This is a genomic window from Dyadobacter sp. UC 10 (genome assembly GCF_008369915.1).
In the GTDB taxonomy this organism is placed as follows: Bacteria; Bacteroidota; Bacteroidia; order Cytophagales; family Spirosomataceae; genus Dyadobacter.
Genome location: NZ_VSRN01000001.1, coordinates 2,521,697 through 2,538,855, shown reverse-complemented (window position 1 = coordinate 2,538,855; position 17,159 = coordinate 2,521,697). Strand labels below are relative to the sequence as shown.

Annotated in this window: 14 protein-coding genes; 2 read left to right on the top strand and 12 right to left on the bottom strand. The window is 45.8% G+C overall.

The annotated features are described in order from the left end of the window. Window positions 1-16: 16 nt before the first annotated feature. The 3 genes from FXO21_RS10465 to FXO21_RS10455 all read right to left on the bottom strand — a co-directional run bounded on the left by FXO21_RS10465 (window position 17) and on the right by FXO21_RS10455 (window position 2,514). Window positions 17-892, bottom strand: coding sequence for an NAD kinase (locus tag FXO21_RS10465; RefSeq protein ID WP_149640037.1), 876 nt, complete (start codon window positions 890-892; stop codon window positions 17-19). Window positions 893-982: 90 nt separating this feature from the next. Next, on the bottom strand, window positions 983-1,654 hold the full coding sequence (locus FXO21_RS10460; RefSeq protein ID WP_149640036.1) for a CBS domain-containing protein: 672 nt from the start codon (window positions 1,652-1,654) through the stop codon (window positions 983-985). Between the two features lie 86 nt (window positions 1,655-1,740). Further along, the gene (locus tag FXO21_RS10455) at window positions 1,741-2,514 is read right to left on the bottom strand and encodes an alpha/beta fold hydrolase (RefSeq protein ID WP_149640035.1); all 774 of its coding nucleotides are present in this window, start codon (window positions 2,512-2,514) and stop codon (window positions 1,741-1,743) included. Between the two features lie 429 nt (window positions 2,515-2,943). On the opposite strand from FXO21_RS10455, the gene FXO21_RS10450 reads away from it, so the two are divergent. Then, window positions 2,944-3,858, top strand: a complete 915-nt coding sequence (locus FXO21_RS10450; protein ID WP_149640034.1) for an alpha/beta hydrolase — start codon at window positions 2,944-2,946, stop codon at window positions 3,856-3,858. 2 nt (window positions 3,859-3,860) lie between these two features. Here the strand turns inward: FXO21_RS10450 and FXO21_RS10445 are convergent, their stop codons facing one another. The 7 genes from FXO21_RS10445 to glpK all read right to left on the bottom strand — a co-directional run bounded on the left by FXO21_RS10445 (window position 3,861) and on the right by glpK (window position 13,007). Continuing rightward, window positions 3,861-5,012 (bottom strand): polysaccharide biosynthesis protein, encoded by a 1,152-nt coding sequence (locus FXO21_RS10445; protein WP_149640033.1) that lies wholly within the window; start codon window positions 5,010-5,012, stop codon window positions 3,861-3,863. 120 nt (window positions 5,013-5,132) lie between these two features. Then, window positions 5,133-6,530, bottom strand: a complete 1,398-nt coding sequence (locus FXO21_RS10440; protein ID WP_149640032.1) for an NADH-quinone oxidoreductase subunit N — start codon at window positions 6,528-6,530, stop codon at window positions 5,133-5,135. Window positions 6,531-6,538: 8 nt separating this feature from the next. Continuing rightward, entirely contained in the window at window positions 6,539-7,987 is a 1,449-nt protein-coding gene (locus FXO21_RS10435; protein ID WP_149640031.1) for a complex I subunit 4 family protein, read from the bottom strand. 47 nt (window positions 7,988-8,034) lie between these two features. Then, window positions 8,035-9,951 carry an NADH-quinone oxidoreductase subunit L gene (nuoL, locus tag FXO21_RS10430; protein ID WP_149640030.1) on the bottom strand — a complete coding sequence of 639 codons (1,917 nt, stop codon included), beginning with the start codon at window positions 9,949-9,951 and terminating at the stop codon, window positions 8,035-8,037. A 58-nt stretch (window positions 9,952-10,009) separates the two neighbouring features. After that, window positions 10,010-10,363, bottom strand: coding sequence for an NADH-quinone oxidoreductase subunit NuoK (gene nuoK / locus FXO21_RS10425; protein WP_149640029.1), 354 nt, complete (start codon window positions 10,361-10,363; stop codon window positions 10,010-10,012). A 102-nt stretch (window positions 10,364-10,465) separates the two neighbouring features. Further along, complete coding sequence (locus FXO21_RS10420) at window positions 10,466-11,275, bottom strand: 3'-5' exonuclease (protein WP_149640028.1); 810 nt, start codon at window positions 11,273-11,275, stop codon at window positions 10,466-10,468. A gap of 229 nt (window positions 11,276-11,504) precedes the next feature. Beyond that, a complete protein-coding gene (glpK, locus tag FXO21_RS10415; protein ID WP_149640027.1) occupies window positions 11,505-13,007 on the bottom strand; it encodes a glycerol kinase GlpK in 1,503 nt (500 codons plus the stop codon). 122 nt (window positions 13,008-13,129) lie between these two features. Between glpK and pbpC the strand changes: the two genes are divergently transcribed. Further along, a complete protein-coding gene (gene pbpC / locus FXO21_RS10410; RefSeq protein ID WP_149640026.1) occupies window positions 13,130-15,427 on the top strand; it encodes a penicillin-binding protein 1C in 2,298 nt (765 codons plus the stop codon). A 205-nt stretch (window positions 15,428-15,632) separates the two neighbouring features. Here the strand turns inward: pbpC and FXO21_RS10405 are convergent, their stop codons facing one another. Beyond that, window positions 15,633-16,661 carry a M28 family peptidase gene (locus FXO21_RS10405; protein WP_149640025.1) on the bottom strand — a complete coding sequence of 343 codons (1,029 nt, stop codon included), beginning with the start codon at window positions 16,659-16,661 and terminating at the stop codon, window positions 15,633-15,635. Beyond that, window positions 16,645-17,157: a DUF192 domain-containing protein gene (locus FXO21_RS10400; protein WP_149640024.1), complete on the bottom strand. Its 513-nt coding sequence runs from the start codon at window positions 17,155-17,157 to the stop codon at window positions 16,645-16,647. Before FXO21_RS10400 ends, FXO21_RS10405 begins: the two co-directional genes overlap by 17 nt. Window positions 17,158-17,159: the final 2 nt, after the last annotated feature.

Here is a 17,159-nt window from a genome sequence, read left to right as displayed (position 1 = left end):
TGTTGTAAATGTCAAGTCAATTCCGCATATCGAGTCCCCAGGAAAGTTTGCTTCTTAAGGTATTCAGAAAGCTGTCATCTTTCATCTTGATCAATTTGGCGGTAAAATCGGCCTTTTTAACGGTAAGCTGCGTGTTTTCATCCACTACTCTCGACCGGGCATCGAGTGAAACCAGAAAATTGTTACTCCGGCTCTTGACTTCCAGCCTGACCACCGCAGTATCTTCGACGATCAGGGGGCGCACATTGAGGTTATGCGGACTAATTGGCGTAATGATAAAGTTCTGGGAATGCGGCATTAAAACAGGGCCGCCGCAGCTAAGTGAATAGCCTGTGGAGCCAGTTGGCGTAGAGACGATCAGCCCGTCTGCCCAATACGAATTCAGGAATTCCTGGTTCAGATAGGTATGTACCGTGATCATCGAAGACGTGTCCGTTTTGGTGATCGTAAAATCATTAAGTCCAAAATTCAATCCGTCAAAAAGATCCAGGTTCGATTCTATCGCGACTAAAGTCCGTTCATCCACGCGGAACTGATTGTTTTCAAGAGCCGCGATCATGTCGGCGATCCGCTCAGGCGGAACCGTGGCTAGGAAGCCTAACCTGCCTGTATTGATACCGACTGCCGGAATAACCCTTCTTCCAACGTGGGAAATCGTTTCCAGCAGAGTCCCGTCTCCACCCATACTCACGATCAGCTTTGCGTCAAAAAGCTCCTCCGGCTTGTCGTAAGTCAGCTCAGAATGATGCTGGATACCAATCTGGTCAAGAAAGACGCGGAATTGTCCGGAAAGTTGAACTTCAATTTTCCGATGTTTCAGTTCATTGAACATATTTTCAATAAACGGGCGTGCGGACTCATTGAAGTTGCGTCCATGAATAGCTATTTTCATGAAGAAAATGATAATACAGATGGTTCCTTTCGAAAGATAAGCGACAAATATGCCGTTTCAAAAACGGCATTGTAATTAGGCGGGAAACGATTAAGTGGCCAGGTACCGTAAAAGCATATCAAGCCTTTCCTGATCGAAGCTCTCGATAGGGTCATTGGCGTGTGCTTCTTCAATATCATACCCGAAGCGTTCGAGCGTCGCGATGATGGGTGTAATGTGGGTACGATTAAGTTTGAGTGTCAGCCGTGCTTCGTGAGTTGGATCGTATACTTCGCCGGAAGAGTAGTAGCTGCTCAAAATTTTGGTTCCGTTGGATTCTATCAGGCGACTGATTTCGGACAAAGAATAGCTTCTTTCGGCGATTTTCAGGACAATTACTGCACCTTTCTCCTGGACGCCGAGTTCATTTACGAAATGTTCGATCAGGTCATTGGCGAGAATACTGCCGGCGAAGCTCCGGTCGTCATGCAAAACAGGAATGATCCGCAAACCGAACTGGTTCACCAGGCGCAGCAGTTCATAAGGATGCTGGTCTTCGGAAGCAAAAATGTCTTTATGCTGAATAATGATCCGCGCAAGGATTTCCGAGCTATCCTGGATATCAAAAAGAATATCTTCGGAAACTATGCCCTGATAAACCCCCATGTCGGCTACGATGAGCTGCTTGACGCCAAATTCATCCATCCAGTCCAATGCGGTGCCCACCGAGTCAGTCGGTTTTAGCACGGGAATCATCGGATTAATGAGAGAAATGGCAAGCATATATTCAGAACGTCGTTTTTCGAATCTATAAAAAAACTATATATCTATCAACTTTCGTACCTAAAGAAATTTTCAGCAACCGATGGTCAGGCAACCGGCACCGAAACCTGTTTCTCAAGAAAGCTTTCCAGTATAACATTAAATTCCTCGGGATGTTCCATCATAGGTGCGTGGCAGCATTTATCTATAAAATAAAGCTCCGAGTTGGCGATCAGACGGTTGAATTCATAACCTACGTGTGGCGGGGTAATGGTATCGTTCAATCCCCATACCAGAAGCGTTGGCACATTGATTTCATGCAGATCTTTTGCAAGATTATGCCGTTGTGCAGATTTGGCAATACCTACAATGCTCATACATTTGGGAATACTCGACGTGGTTTCAAAAACCTCATCAATAAGGTCCTTCGTTGCAACTGCAGGGTCATAAAAAGTATAAGCAACGCGCTCTCTGATGTAATCGTAGCTTCCACGTTTGGGGAAGGAGCCGCCCATAGAATTTTCAAAAAGCCCCGAGCTGCCCGTCAAAACCAGCTTATTTACATTCCCCTGATTTTTGAGCGTATAAAGAAGGCCGATATGCCCGCCCAGCGAATTACCGATGACAGTAACGTTGGTGAGATTTTTAAAAGCGACGAAATCTTCCAGGAACAGCAGTAAGGCATCCAATCCGGCCTCCCTGGGAGGTAATTCGTAAATAGGAAGTAGGGGAATAACAACCCGGTAGCGGTTGGAAAAATGATCGATAATACCGTCCCAGTTGCTTAATGCGCCGAAAAGACCATGCAAAAGCAGCAATGTTTCGCCTTTTCCTTCATCGATAAACTGAAACCTGCCTTCTGCATGTACTGAGTATTTCATTCTTTTTTGTGGATAGTCGATTATGAAATTGTAATGCAAAATCGATTGTGAGACCAATTATAACTTAAGAAAGAAAGTAATGAATGATTTGGTTACTTTACAAAACTAGTTATTTTTTCAATTCGTTCAGTCTGTAAAGTAATACTGTCGAATTGATTTTCTTGTAAATATTATATTAATATAATAATAACTCGTCATCTGGCATTGATAGATACAATTTCCCGCACAGAGTACCGCACATTTCATCTCGCTGGTACGGTAAATTCAAAGTTTTAGCGTCTTCAATTTGTAATTTCCCCGGACCTGATTCATTTCCCTGGTTGAGCAGGACGCTATCTCATCCGCATTAACCGAAAGTTACCTAGAAAATATCTTCACGGGCATTAGAAAAATATTAGAAAGACTATGGTTTGGATCTTAAACAAGCGCATGAAACCGATTAAAAGAAGCTTTTTGCTATCTCTGTTTTTTCTGTTCGTAGAAGTGACAATGGTAATCGGCCAAAAAGAAATGCCGCTTTACTCAGGTGCAGTGCCGAACGCTGTCAATGTCCCCGACAAGGAGACTTCCAGAGATTTTGTTATCAGGAATGTTTCCAGGCCCACGATCAAGGTCTTTTTGCCCGATCCCGCGATTGCGAATGGCACTGCCGTAATTGTGTGCCCGGGTGGCGGCTACGGCGTTCTGGTGATTGATCGTGAGGGTTATCAGGTAGCAAAGGAATTGAACAAAATAGGTATTGCTGCTATTGTTTTAAAATACCGGCTGCCTTCCGACGACATAATGAAGGACAAGTCTATCGGCCCGTTGCAGGATGCGCAGCAGGCGATTAAAACGGCAAGGGAAAATGCGACGGAATGGAAAATAGATCCCCAAAAAATCGGTATCATGGGCTTCTCAGCCGGAGGGCACCTCGCGGCAACAGCAGGGACACATTATGACAGCAGTTTTATCGATAATCCCAAAAAAACAAGCCTCAGGCCTGATTTTATGATCCTGGTCTACCCGGTGATCAGCTTTCTCGACAAAATTGGCCACAAGGGTTCTGCGGCCAACTTACTTGGTCAATCGCCGGCTATGGACAAGGTAAGGTACTTTTCAAACGAATTGCACGTCAAAAAAACGACCCCGCCCGCCTATCTCACCCACGCCGGTGACGATACGGTTGTTCCGGTATCAAACAGTATCAAATTTTACGAGGCGCTCAATGCCAACGGAATTCCTTCCGACCTTCATATTTATTCAAAAGGCGAGCATGGATATTTGAAAATTCCGTCTTTTGAAGAATGGTTTGGAAGATGCAGGCATTGGATGCAAGGCAATGGATTCTTAACTCAACGATAGTTTCAGGAGTCCTGGCTGGTAACGAAATTGGGTTTACCTGTCAAGCCCGACAGGTAAGGCAAAACTGTTTTGAGCGCAGCTACAATTTCCGAATCCTTGCCGTAATACATTATTTCTTCCAACAACATGATCGCTTCCTGAAAAGTGTGAGGGGGAATCGGATCACAAACAGCAATGCGTGTCTTGCAATAGCTACCCGGCTTAACGGTTTCGTTATCGTTTAACAAATCTTCGTGAAGCTTCTCTCCCGGGCGCAGACCGGTGAAAATCATCTCGATATCCTGGTGCGGAACTAGCCCGTATGCACTGATCATCAGTTCTGCGATGGACAGGATCGGAATACGGTCACCCATATCGAAAAACAGGATATCGCCATTTTTACCGGCTGCAAATGCATGCAGTACGAGCCGGCACGCTTCTGTGGAAGTCATGAAGTAGCGCGTTGCGAAGGGATGCGTAATCGTGACAGGCCCGCCTTTCTCGATCTGGTTTTGGAGGATATTGGTAAAGGACCCACTGGAGCCTAGGACGTTACCAAATCTGGTTGTGACAAAACGGGTCTTTTTCGGGGCAGCAAAGCAAATATTTTGAACGTACAGTTCGGCAAGTCGTTTGGTGGCGCCCATCACACTGGCTGGCCTTACCGCCTTATCGGTTGAAATTAGCAGAAAACAGCATACCGAATATTTAATTGCCAGGTCGGCTAAAATTTTGGTACCGAAAAAATTGGCTTTAAGTGCTTCGTAAGGGTGTTTTTCCATTACGGAAACATGTTTATACGCCGCGGCATGAAAGATAATTTCAGGCCGGATATGTGAAATGATTCGTTCCATCCGGGTTTTGTCGGTAATGTCAGCGATGTACGATTCGACAACTATTTGGGGAAACTGATTCGCGACAGCCATTTCCGTTTCAAAAAGGGAAGTCTCGCATTGATCGATGAGGACCAATAAGCCGGGGCAGGAAGCGCCGAGCTGCATGACGAGTTCACTTGCGATTGAGCCTGCCGCGCCCGTCACGAGTACACTTTTTCCGAAGATTTGATTGAGATCATTTTGATGGTCGGGCAGGATGGGCTGGCGTGGCAGCAGGTCAAGAAATCTTAAATAGGCAGATTGGCGGGAAGGGCTTTCTTCAAATATTTGCTGTGTCATCAACGATTTTTTAATTGAGGAGAAATATCATTGAGACGCGGCTACATAGAAAAAGTAACAAAAAAAGAGCCGCAAATCTTGCAGCTCTTTTTACTAAGTGATTTTTATAAATTTTCTGTCTTAAATAACCCCCTCGAAAATGCCGGGAGCGAGACCAAAAAGAATAGTAAGGAATGTGGCCAGCACCAAAATAACCTGATAAAACGGCGCAACGCGAATTTTAATTAAATCACCTTCTTTGAGGTAAGACGAAATAATCACCCTGAAATAGTAGTAAATACCAACGGTGGACATTAAAACAGCAATTACTGTGATCCAGATAATTCCTCTTTCGGCGGCGCTGGTAAAGATGAAAAATTTACCCCAGAAGCCGGCTGTTAACGGGATACCTGCCAGTGACAGCATTGAAACCGTGAGTACAAATGCCAGCAATGGATTTTGTTTTGCCAAACCGTTGAATGCATCATAATACTCGTTCGGCTGACCTTCTATTGTTTTTTCTTTTGAAACCAGCATTAAAACCCCAAATGCGCAGATCGTGGAAAGTGAGTAGGCAAGTGAATAGAAGATAATTGCGTTTTGCGATGGTTTACTTAATGCAGTTAATGCAATAAGCAGGTAACCTGCGTGCGAAATACCCGAGTAGGCAAGCATTCTTTTGAAGCTGTTCTGACTGGTTGCACCGATGTTTCCTACCAGCAAAGTAAGTACCGCGATCGCCGCAATAACAATCCACCAGAACCCGTACACGCCTGTAAAGGAGCCGCTTAACAGTCTGAACAAAGCTGCGAAACCTGCCGTTTTTACAACAGTCGACATAAACGTTGTAAAGATCGTAGGCGCACCTTCGTACACATCGGGCGTCCAGAAATGAAATGGCGCTGCTGATACTTTGAATAGCATTCCAATTAATAGCAAAAGCAAACCTGCGTAAAGAATATAAGACTCTGAGCCCACCTGCATATTCGAGGCAAATCCTTGAATTTGATCAAGTTTGAATGAGCCGGTCGCGCCGTAAAGCAGGGTAATTCCGAAAAGCATAAATCCCGTCGCAAACGCGCCCATCAGGAAATACTTCAATGCAGCTTCGTTAGAACGGAGGTTGCGCTTGTTACTTCCGGTAAGCACATACATGGCGACGGACAGGATTTCGACACCGATAAAAAGCATGATCAGATGCTGAAAACCGACCATCATCAATGCGCCGACGAGCGAGAATAGCATTAAACCATAGTACTCAGCAGGCTCTGAATCAGGATTATCCTGAAAACCGCCGGAAATGGCGAAGATCATGAAAGCCGATAATAGTATAATTCCGTTAAAGGCAAGTGTGACCTTATCCACCCGGAGCATATCGTAGAAGTACAGCAATGGTCCCTGGTTCCATTCCAGAAAGTTGCCTGCAAGAGCAATGATCAGGAAAAGCAGCGTAGCCGGGAGGAGAATATTCTTTGATTTCGAAAAGCCCAAAAAGAGCGTTACGACTCCAAAAAATGATAATAAAACAATGGGGTACATATTTATACTTAGTTATTTACCAGTTGTAAAAGTTGACTTACAGCAGGTTCGGTTAATTTCAGAAATGTACTTGGATAGATACCGATCCAGAAAACCATGATAATTAAAGGCAAAAGAACGGCGCGCTCACTTGCGGTAAGGTCCTGAAAACCTTCCACCCACTTCGATCTCGGTCCAAACATAGATTTTTGAAAAAGCCTCAGCATATACACAGAGCCTAAAATGATCGTGAGACCGGCAATCGCTCCGAGTATCGCATCATATTGAAAAACACTTGAAAGCAGCAGGAATTCGCCTACAAAACCATTAGTAAGCGGCAACGCGACACTACCGAGGAGCAAGATCATGAAATACACGCTCAAATGCGGCGAGGTCTGAGAAATACCGCCCAGCTGATCCAGATAGCGCGTTTTTGTTCTAGAATAAATGATATCTACAATAAAGAAAAGCCCTATTACATTGATCCCGTGCGCTAACATCTGTATTAATGCACCTTGCAAACCATTCAAAGAAGAAGAGAAAACACCTGCAGCCATTAACCCAACGTGGGCGAAAGACGAATAGGCGATAAGGCGCTTCATATCACTTTGCTGGATTGCGATGATAGAACCGTAAATAATCCCGATCACGGAAAGGATCATCGCCATTAAACCCCAGTTTTCCATTCCCAAAGGAACAATAGGAAGCAAAAAGCGGATCAGACCATAAACCCCCATTTTAAGCATTATACCAGACAATAGCATGGTAGCCGGAGTAGGCGATTCGGTGTAGGTATCAGGCTGCCAGGTATGGAATGGAAAAAGCGGCATTTTGATCGCGAAAGCGATGAAAAACGCCCAAAAGATAAAGCCTTGTACGCCTGGGGTAAGTTGCAGTCTGTAAAATTCAGTGATTTCCGAAGAGTGCGTGCCGGGAGTTTGGTAGTATAAATAAACCAGCGCCACAAGCATAAATAAGCTTCCGAAAATGGTGTAAATGAAAAACTTGAAAGTGACTTTCAAACGATTTTCTCCACCCCAGACTGCCGATAGAAAGTATACCGGGATCAATGCAGCTTCAAAGAACAGATAGAACAGGAATGCGTCAGTCGCCGTAAATACTCCGATCAATGCCGATTCCATAAACAGGATCAGCGAATAGAATGTGGCGGTGGATTTGTAGGTGTTTTTGAATGCGGAAAGAATGATGAGTGGTGTCAGAAAAGTGGTTAGCAACACCAGTAACAGACTAATACCGTCTATCCCTGCGGCGAAGGAAATGCCGCTTGCAGCCAACCAGGCATATTTAAATCCGAATTGCGTTCCTGCCATCGGATCAAATTGCAGCCACACAAATATTGCCAGACCCAGCGAAGCAAGCCCGCCGATCAGTGCGACCTGTTTGGCCAGACGCTCCCCTGATAAGAGAGTAATTATTCCTGCCGCAATCGGTAAAAGTATTAAAAGAAGAGTAAGCATATTTTAAGTCAACGGTCAGCAGTGAATGGTGAACGGATTTATAATGATCAAAGTAAAAGCTTCCAGAACAGGATCGCGACAATCCCCAGTACCATTGCAAACACATAGTCACCCGTCGAGCCGGTTTGCGTTTTTCTAAGCATTTTGGCTGAAAAACTGGTCAGCCTCACAGCTGCATTTACGAACAGGTCAATGAAAAATTCACCGAAACTGTACAGGATATTCGATAGCGTTTTGGTTGATTTTACAAAAACATTATCATACAATTCGTCCACGTAATATTTGTTGTAAACCAATCGCTGCAAGCCTGACTTTTCGGCCGAATCGGGAGCTGGTACCGAGGCTTTCTGAACATACATCACGTAAGCTACAACCGCTGAAATCAAGGCAACAGCCACTGAAACGCCCATTAAAAGATATTCTTCGGAATGTGACAAGGTAGTAGGAGCAAAGCCTGCCGGGTTGGCTTCGCGAGCTGCATCATACAATGGGCTCATGAATTCGGCCAAATGGTGGCTTCCGTGCAAAGCCTCTGGTACTCCGATGAATCCACCAATTGCTGAGAGTATCGCCAGAATAACAAGCGGAATGGTCATGGAAGCAGGCGACTCGTGCAAATGGTGCTCCTGCTCGTGTGTACCGCGGAAGTTTCCAAAGAAAGTAAGGAAAAGCAGGCGGAACATATAAAAGGAAGTCATCAACGAGCCGATCACACCGATCACCCATAGCAATTTGTTGTGTTCAAAAACATGGGCAAGGATTTCATCTTTGGAGAAAAACCCTGCAAATGGAGGAATACCTGCAATCGCAATTGTAGCGATCAGGAATGTGATAAAAGTGATCGGCAGCTTTTTGCGCAGCCCACCCATATTCCGGATATCCTGCTCGTCGGACATGGCGTGGATCACGCTTCCCGCGCCAAGGAAAAGTAATGCTTTGAAGAACGCGTGGGTAATTACGTGGAACATGGAAGCAGAGTAAGCCATTGCGCCCAATCCCATAAACATATAACCCAGCTGACTTACAGTTGAATAAGCGAGTACTTTCTTAATATCATTTTGTAAAAGACCGATTGACGCTGCAAAAATCGCTGTCAACCCTCCGATTACCCCAACAATTTCAAGCGCGGAAGGTGCGAGCGAATAAAGGACGTTGGAGCGGATCACCATGTAAATTCCAGCCGTAACCATCGTCGCTGCGTGGATCAATGCGGAAACCGGGGTTGGGCCAGCCATCGCGTCGGGCAGCCAGGTGTACAACGGAATCTGCGCCGATTTACCCATCGCACCAATAAACAGGAATAGGCAAATAGTAACAATAACAGGATCTTCCAGCGAAAAGCTGCTGGCCTGGGCAAATACTTCCGTGTATTCAACTGAACCGAAAGTTGCGATGATCGTGAAGATACCCAGCAGGAAGCCGAGGTCACCTACGCGGTTCATAATGAATGCTTTGCGGGCAGCGTTGTTGTAGTTTGTGTTTTTATTCCAAAATCCGATCAGCAGGTAAGAGCATAATCCAACACCTTCCCAGCCGATAAACATGATCACATAATTGGATCCTAGCACAAGCAGGAGCATGAAAAACAAAAACAGGTTGAGGTAAGCGAAAAACTTACCAAAACCTTCATCGTGATGCATATAGCCGATCGAGTAAATGTGGATCAGCGAGCCTACGCCCGTAATGATCATCAGCATTAAAAGCGATAGCTGGTCGATCTGGAATGAGAAAGGAATACGCAGGTCGCCTACGCTAATCCAGTCGAAAAGGGGGACTACCAGGGGCTGACTTCCTGATGCGAGAAAATCATTGAAGGTCATCACCGAAATGACAAAACTGGCCACAACAGCCAGCGTACCGATGATTCCGACAGCGCCTTTAGGTATTGTTTTAAATCCGATTCCATTGATCAGAAAGCCAATGAGCGGCAATAGCGGAATCAGGATGAGTAATGATGCAGACATAATTATTTGAACTTTGATCTCTGTTTCTCAGTGAGTTGGAATGGTCAAATGCAAAAAGCTACCATTTCAGTTTGTTGAGAAAACCAATATCTGTATTTCGGGTATTGCGGTAAATCATTACGATAATAGCGAGTCCAACTGCAACTTCCGCGGCGGCGACGGCCATGATAAAGAACACAAAAACCTGCCCGGAAGGATCTGATTTGTAAGAAGAAAAAGCGATCAGCAGCAGGTTGGCAGCATTCAGCATCAGTTCGACGGACATAAAAATGATGATCGCGTTCCTTCTGGTGAGAACACCGATAATGCCAATTACAAAAAGTAAAGTGCTGAGGATCAGATAATGTTGAAGAGGGATATTCTGAATAACCGATGGTATGCTAACCTCTGGAATATTAGGGTTTGGAATCATATCAGATTTACCTTATAGGATATTCTGTTAAATAATCAAAAATAGATTTCAGGCAAAAATAGGTATAAATACTACTTACTCAAACCAGTTCGAAAGTTTATATCAGCGCTGGGTTAGTCCCCTCAGTTTGATCTCTGTCAGTTTCCGCTTGGTGTCCAGCGGGAATTCACCTTTCATCATCCAGTCGAAGAAAGACGGTTCATTTTTGAGGATATCCGCTACTTTTTTCCCATTATGTTTTCCAAAGTTGAAAACCTCTTCGCCCTTGTCATTGAAGACCATTCTGCCCGCAAAATCGATAATCCGGGAAGCAGTCAAATCGTGGAGCGCACCGACGTCATTTTTAATAGGCTCGGTTTCCTTACCGTGACTGTCAGTGATGGTAACACCTGCATATTTGGCAATTTGTCCCTGCAATACTTCGAATGTCGCAATAGTATCCGCCTCGGCGCTGTGTGCGTTTTCAAGCGTTTTTCCGCAGTAAAATTTGTAGGCAGCCGCAAGGTTCCGTGGCTCCATCATATGAAAAATGCGTTGCGCGTCTACCATTTTCCGGTTTTTGACATCGAAATCGACGCCTACACGTAAAAATTCCTCCACGAGCATCGGAATATCAAACCGGTTGCTGTTGAAACCGGCCAGGTCGCAACCATCAAGAAATGTAGAGAGATTTTTGGCAATGCTCTTGAAAGTCGGCTCGTCCTTAATATCCTCGTCATAAATCCCGTGGATGAGGCTGCTTTCGAGCGGAATAGGCATTTCAGGATTGATTCTTCTGGTACGGATCTCGGTTTCTCCATTGACCAAAGCCTTGACCACTGAAATTTCCACAATCCGGTCGCGACAAATATTGACTCCTGTGGTCTCAAGATCAAAAAAAGCAAGGGGCTTTTTGAGATGGAGGGTATGCATAAGGCAACTCTAATTTATTTAGCGACCCGAAGTTACGCCATAAGCCCAGATAGCGCAAGAAAGGCAGTTGTTTGGAAAGATTATAAAAAGTCTGGAGTTATGGTTGGTGCGTGTTGGTTTTTGTTATTATTGTTCGGGGTGGGTCAGTGTTGTTTGGAGTAGATCGGGATTGTTTGATACAATTTACCCGATCGAACCAACTCGAACTATCCTGAACCTCAAATGACCATTACCCTTCCATCCAATCATAAGACTTCGTCACCGCCTTTTTCCAGCCCGAGTAGTACTTCTCGCGGATGACGTTTTCCATATCCGGATTCCACGTATGCGCGATGGCCCAGTTGTTTTTGAGTTCTTCGGTGTTTTTCCAGTATCCTACTGCAAGTCCGGCGGCGTAGGCGGCTCCCAATGCGGTGGTTTCGGCTACGGCGGGCGAAACTACCTGTGTATTAAGGATATCGGACTGAAATTGCATTAATAGTTGATTGGAAACCATGCCGCCGTCGACGCGTAAAGAAGCAAGTTTAATACCTGAATCCTGCTCCATCGCGCGCACTACATCGACGGTTTGGTAAGCAGTTGCCTCCAAAACGGCTCTCGCAATGTGGCCTTTATTGACATACCTTGTTAACCCGGCAATCACGCCGCGGGCATCGTTTCGCCAGTAAGGTGCATATAGTCCGGAGAATGCAGGTACGAAATAGGCGCCGCCGTTATCTTCTACTGTTTTTGCCAAAGTTTCAATATCACTGCTGTTTTTAATCAAACCCAAATTATCCCGCACCCACTGGACCAAAGCGCCCGTCACAGCTACACTTCCTTCCAATGCATATTGAACGGGCTGATTACCAAATTGATAAGATATAGTAGTAAGAAGCCCGTTTTCAGAAGTTTTAAGCTCGTTCCCCGTATTCATTACTAGAAAACAGCCAGTACCGTAAGTGTTTTTCGCCATGCCTGGCTCAAAGCAGGTTTGGCCGACTAAGGCTGCGTGCTGGTCGCCCAGGTCGCCCGCTACGGGTACACCGGGCAGGATTTCGTTGGTGACGTGCCCGTACACTTCGCTGCTGCTTTTGATCGCGGGCAGCATTTTTTCGGGGATCTGATAAGCTTCCAGCATATTGGCGTCCCACTGCAAAGTGCGCAGGTTCATGAGCTGCGTGCGGCTTGCATTGGATACGTCGGTGACGTGAATTCCGCTCTGGGTACTGCCTGTCAGATGCCAGATCAGGAAAGTATCGATATTCCCGAAAAGCGCCTCTCCTTTTTCAGCATCTTCCCGCAAGCCTTCCACGTTATCCAGCAGCCATTTTAATTTCAATCCGCTAAAATAGGTCGAAACCGGCAACCCGGTAATGTCCCGGAACTGGTTCAGCCCGCCCTCTCTTTCATATTTCGCAACAAGGTCCGTAGTCCTGGTATCCTGCCAAACCAGCGCATTGTAGTAAGGTTTTCCGGTTCTTTTATTCCAAACTACCGTCGTTTCACGCTGGTTGGTAATACCGATCGCCGCAATATCTGCCGCAGTGGCCGAAGCATTGATACGCGCGATCGCGATTACTTCCAGCGTATTTTTCCAGATCTCAACCGGATTATGTTCAACCCAGCCCGGCTGCGGGTAAATCTGCTCGTGCTCCTTTTGTCCTACGGAAACGATATTTCCACTGTGGTCAAAAAGAATACAGCGTGTGCTGGTAGTACCCTGGTCGATTGCGGCGATGTATTTGGACATAATGGTATTTTGATTGGCTTTATTTGAAGTAAAGTCAGTAAGTAGTGAAAATTAACTGATCAGGACAAAACAGAATCTAATTTTATCTTTGTCAGTCCTGTTCGTTTTTACACACCTCCTATATGAAAAGAGTACCATTCCGGAAATCGCTTGCAGCCATTTTGGTCACGATATTGCTTTTCCTGGTGCTTGATTTTGCCTTTCCTTTTTCCCCGAAAATCCACTACGCTACCCAGATCACCGATCACCGCGGAGCTGTAATTCATGCATTTTTAAGTAAAGATGATAAATGGCGGCTCCAAACCGCATTGCCCGAAATCACGCCGCTGCTCAGTAAAACCCTGCTATATAAGGAAGATCAATATTTCTATTACCACCCCGGCATTAATCCTTTCGCAGTAGCCAGGGCCGCATTTCGCAATATTTTTACCGGAAAAAGAACCTCAGGCGCTTCCACGATCACCATGCAGGTTGTACGCCTGACTCAGCCCCGCAAGCGCACTTATTTGAACAAGCTGATTGAAATGGCGCGCGCCTTGCAGCTGGAAATGCATTTTTCCAAAACGGAGATCCTTCAAATGTATGTAAACCTGATCCCGTACGGCGGGAATATCGAGGGGATCAAATCTGCTGCACTACTGTATTTTGGTAAACCGCCCCAGCTGCTCAGTCTTGCGGAAATTACTGCATTAACCATCATCCCTAACCGACCGTCCAGCCTGCGGCCTGGCACCAGGAACGAAGCATTGAAGCAGGCAAGAAATAAGTGGCTGACGCGATTTCAGGAGGAAGGTTTATTTGAAAAAAACATTATCGAAGATGCATTAAACGAGCCTTTGCAGGTGAGAAGATTACAGGCACCCCGCCACGCGCCGCATTTGTCGCTCCGGCTGAAACAGCAGTTTCCAGACCAGCCGATCATTTCAACTACCATTAAAATCCATGCACAAAAGCAGATCGAAGCGCAGGTATTGAATTTTATCAACCGCCGGAAAATGATGAATATCCACAATGCGGCTGTGCTGGTAGTCAATAACGAGACGATGGAAGTGGAGGCTTATGTGGGTTCGGCTGATTTCGACAATCCTTACGATGGCGGGCAGGTAGATGGGGTCAGGGCGGTTCGGTCGCCGGGGAGTACATTGAAGCCGCTTTTGTATGCGACGGCATTTGACAAAGGTACGATTACGCCCAAAACGGTATTGAATGATGTTCCGGGAAATTTCAGCGGCTACGAGCCGGAGAACTTCGACCGGCGGTTCAATGGTCCGGTTACCACCACTTTTGCACTGGCGAATTCACTGAATATCCCGGCAGTGCGGATCCTGAAAGATATCAGTACTCCTTTTTTTATCAATAAAATGAAGAAAGCAGGATTCAAAACCGTCGACAAGCAGGCAAAAGACCTGGGGTTATCGATGATTCTGGGCGGCTGCGGGGTTACTTTGGAAGAACTGACTCGCCTGTTTGCCGCATTTGCAAATAATGGAAAGTTGAATGCATTGAAATATACAAAATCCAAGTCGGCGCCGAATGGCGAGGAAATCGTTTCGGAAGAAGCGGCTTATCTGGTCACAGATATTCTCACCCAGATCACCCGGCCGGATCTGCCGACTAACTTTGACAATACTTACCATTTACCTAAAATCGCCTGGAAGACGGGAACTTCCTATGGAAAGCGCGATGCCTGGAGTATTGGTTATAATAAAAGGTATACAATAGGAGTGTGGGTAGGAAATTTTTCAGGCGAGGGAGTTCCCGAACTCAGTGGCGCTAATACGGCGACCCCATTGCTTTTCTCCATATTCAATTCTCTTGATTACAATTCCCCCAAAGGCTGGTACAAATCGCCGGCCGACATTTCAGTCCGGCAGGTGTGTCCTGCAACCGGCGATATTCCGTCAGAGTTTTGCCCGCACGCTATTCCCGACCAGTTTATAGTGGGCGTTTCCAATTATAAAAAGTGCCAGCACTTGCGCTGGGTATTTACGGATCCTGCTGGTAAAATTTCCTATTGCACGTATTGCCTGCCTGAAACGGGTTTTGAAAAAAAAGCTTATCCAAACCTGGCTCCTGAGCTGATCGCATTCCATGAGCAGCAAAAACTTCCCTATCAGAAAATCCCGCCCCATAACCCGAAATGCGAGCGCGTTTTTCACGAGGGCGCGCCCTTAATCGTAAGTCCGAATGAGGGTAGTGAGTATTTTATTCAAAAAGACGAACCGCAGCAATTACAGCTTGCTTGTCAGGCGGCGAATGATGTGGAGGAAGTTTTTTGGTATGTGAATGATAAGCTCACTAAAAAAGCCAAACCGCACGAAGGTATTTTCATCACTCCGCCGATGGGAAGGGTCAAGATCTCGTGCAGCGACGATAAGGGGAGGAATTCGGATATTTGGATTGTGGTGAGGAGGATGTAGGGGGTGGGGTTGTTCGGGGTGGATGGGAGGAGTTGGAGGTTGTTCGAGATTGTTATTGGGGGTCATTTGTGGTCATTTCTTGTCATTTTTTGTTTTGCTCGGTTCTACGTCAGAAGCAAACAATATCGAACCACCCCGAACCACCTCGAACCACCCCGAACTACCCCGAACAATTAACGACCACCAGTGACCACGAATGACGCTTTTACAACGCCTGCCCCGCTGCTTCCTGATACAGTACCTGCATCAATGTCTGGCCGACTGCTTTTAATGTATTCGGATCAATGTTTTCCATCGTATCGTGGCTGGTATGCCACTGTGGGAAAAACGTGAGTGTGAGGCTGTTTTGTTTGGTGTGGATGATATCGATCATTGGAATGCCGGCCACTTTGTTCACTGGCCAGTGATCATCGGTGATCGCAGTGCCGCGTTCGTCTATAAAATAGTTGTTGTATCCAATGCGGCTGGCGGTGGTCCATACCTGCCTCACCACATCTTCTGCAACCTGCATGGAATGCCCTTCTTTCAGGAAAGTGGCGCCTTTTGCACCGACCATATCCAATAAAATGCCGAAATAGGCAGTGTAATTGGGTACATGCTTATTCGCCGACCAATACCGTGAACCGAGGCAAAATCCGCTGTATTCCAGTTTAGTAGGTTCATCCGTGCTACCCCAGTCTTCGGCATCAAAGAAAATAATGTCTACTCCAATATCCGGTTTGGAAGCTTGCGACGATAATACCCGCGCTACTTCCAGCAATACACCTACGCCGCTCGCGCCGTCATTAGCCGCCAGTACAGGTTTATTTTTCACAACAGAATCCTGATCGGAAAAAGGGCGGGAATCCCAGTGTGCAGCCAATAGAATGCGTTTTGAAGCAGCTGGATTAAAACTGCCGATGATATTCCGGGCATTCAGTTTCGTTCCGTCGAATGTAGTTGGGGTAAAAGTTTGCTCGGTTACCTGCAAACCGTATTTCTTCAAAGTTGCTGCCAGGTAATCGCCGCAAAGCTGGTGTGGCCTGGAATTTGGGACACGGGCGCCGAAATCCACTTGTTTCTGAACAAATGCATAAGCAGAATCCGGATTGAATGCAGGACTGGTGACGAGTTTGGGAGCCTGTTCGCTGGTTTGCTCGGAGCTGGTATTGCTCTTGCATCCGTAAATGAGTATTGTAAAAGAAACAATGTAAATGAATCTCTTGAAAAATGGTCCCTTAGAAAGAAATGGCATCTCCTGTTTTAATATTGTTACGTTCACTGAATCCGGCATTAACTTCTACCACATACTGCGCATCCCCTAGTGAAGGAACCGCTTCATCGGAATAGGGTTCAGTATTGGCCGCAATGGAAATGATTTTTTTATGCTCGTCGACATAAATAATGTCGAGCGGAATGCTGGTGTTATGCATCCAGAAACTTTGCGGCTCAGGGTGATCAAAAATAAAAAGCATGCCCACCGAATCTGGAATAGAAGACCTGTACATTAATCCTTTCGCCCGCTCATTCTCGTTTTCCGCAATTTCGACATCGATTTTTATATGCGCTTTACCGGCTTTCAAAAAGGTAACTTCTCCTTCTTTTACAAAAGTAGGCGCGTCGGAAGGTACTGCAAGATTAATCGTACTAACCTTGCTTGTAGTGAGAAACGGGACGATATAATAGGCAGCTCCGCCGAGTAAAAAAACGCCTAACAGGATATAAGCGATGATCGATTGCCGGTTTTTCATAT

What these genes read in the sequence shown, in the direction of transcription:
- FXO21_RS10465 (WP_149640037.1), bottom strand. Translation starts at nt 892, where the DNA reads ATGAAAATAGCTATTCATGGACGCAACTTCAATGAGTCCGCACGCCCG.
- FXO21_RS10460 (WP_149640036.1), bottom strand. Translation starts at nt 1,654, where the DNA reads ATGCTTGCCATTTCTCTCATTAATCCGATGATTCCCGTGCTAAAACCG.
- FXO21_RS10455 (WP_149640035.1), bottom strand. Translation starts at nt 2,514, where the DNA reads ATGAAATACTCAGTACATGCAGAAGGCAGGTTTCAGTTTATCGATGAA.
- FXO21_RS10450 (WP_149640034.1), top strand. Translation starts at nt 2,944, where the DNA reads ATGAAACCGATTAAAAGAAGCTTTTTGCTATCTCTGTTTTTTCTGTTC.
- FXO21_RS10445 (WP_149640033.1), bottom strand. Translation starts at nt 5,012, where the DNA reads ATGACACAGCAAATATTTGAAGAAAGCCCTTCCCGCCAATCTGCCTAT.
- FXO21_RS10440 (WP_149640032.1), bottom strand. Translation starts at nt 6,530, where the DNA reads ATGTACCCCATTGTTTTATTATCATTTTTTGGAGTCGTAACGCTCTTT.
- FXO21_RS10435 (WP_149640031.1), bottom strand. Translation starts at nt 7,987, where the DNA reads ATGCTTACTCTTCTTTTAATACTTTTACCGATTGCGGCAGGAATAATT.
- nuoL (WP_149640030.1), bottom strand. Translation starts at nt 9,951, where the DNA reads ATGTCTGCATCATTACTCATCCTGATTCCGCTATTGCCGCTCATTGGC.
- nuoK (WP_149640029.1), bottom strand. Translation starts at nt 10,363, where the DNA reads ATGATTCCAAACCCTAATATTCCAGAGGTTAGCATACCATCGGTTATT.
- FXO21_RS10420 (WP_149640028.1), bottom strand. Translation starts at nt 11,275, where the DNA reads ATGCATACCCTCCATCTCAAAAAGCCCCTTGCTTTTTTTGATCTTGAG.
- glpK (WP_149640027.1), bottom strand. Translation starts at nt 13,007, where the DNA reads ATGTCCAAATACATCGCCGCAATCGACCAGGGTACTACCAGCACACGC.
- pbpC (WP_149640026.1), top strand. Translation starts at nt 13,130, where the DNA reads ATGAAAAGAGTACCATTCCGGAAATCGCTTGCAGCCATTTTGGTCACG.
- FXO21_RS10405 (WP_149640025.1), bottom strand. Translation starts at nt 16,661, where the DNA reads ATGCCATTTCTTTCTAAGGGACCATTTTTCAAGAGATTCATTTACATT.
- FXO21_RS10400 (WP_149640024.1), bottom strand. Translation starts at nt 17,157, where the DNA reads ATGAAAAACCGGCAATCGATCATCGCTTATATCCTGTTAGGCGTTTTT.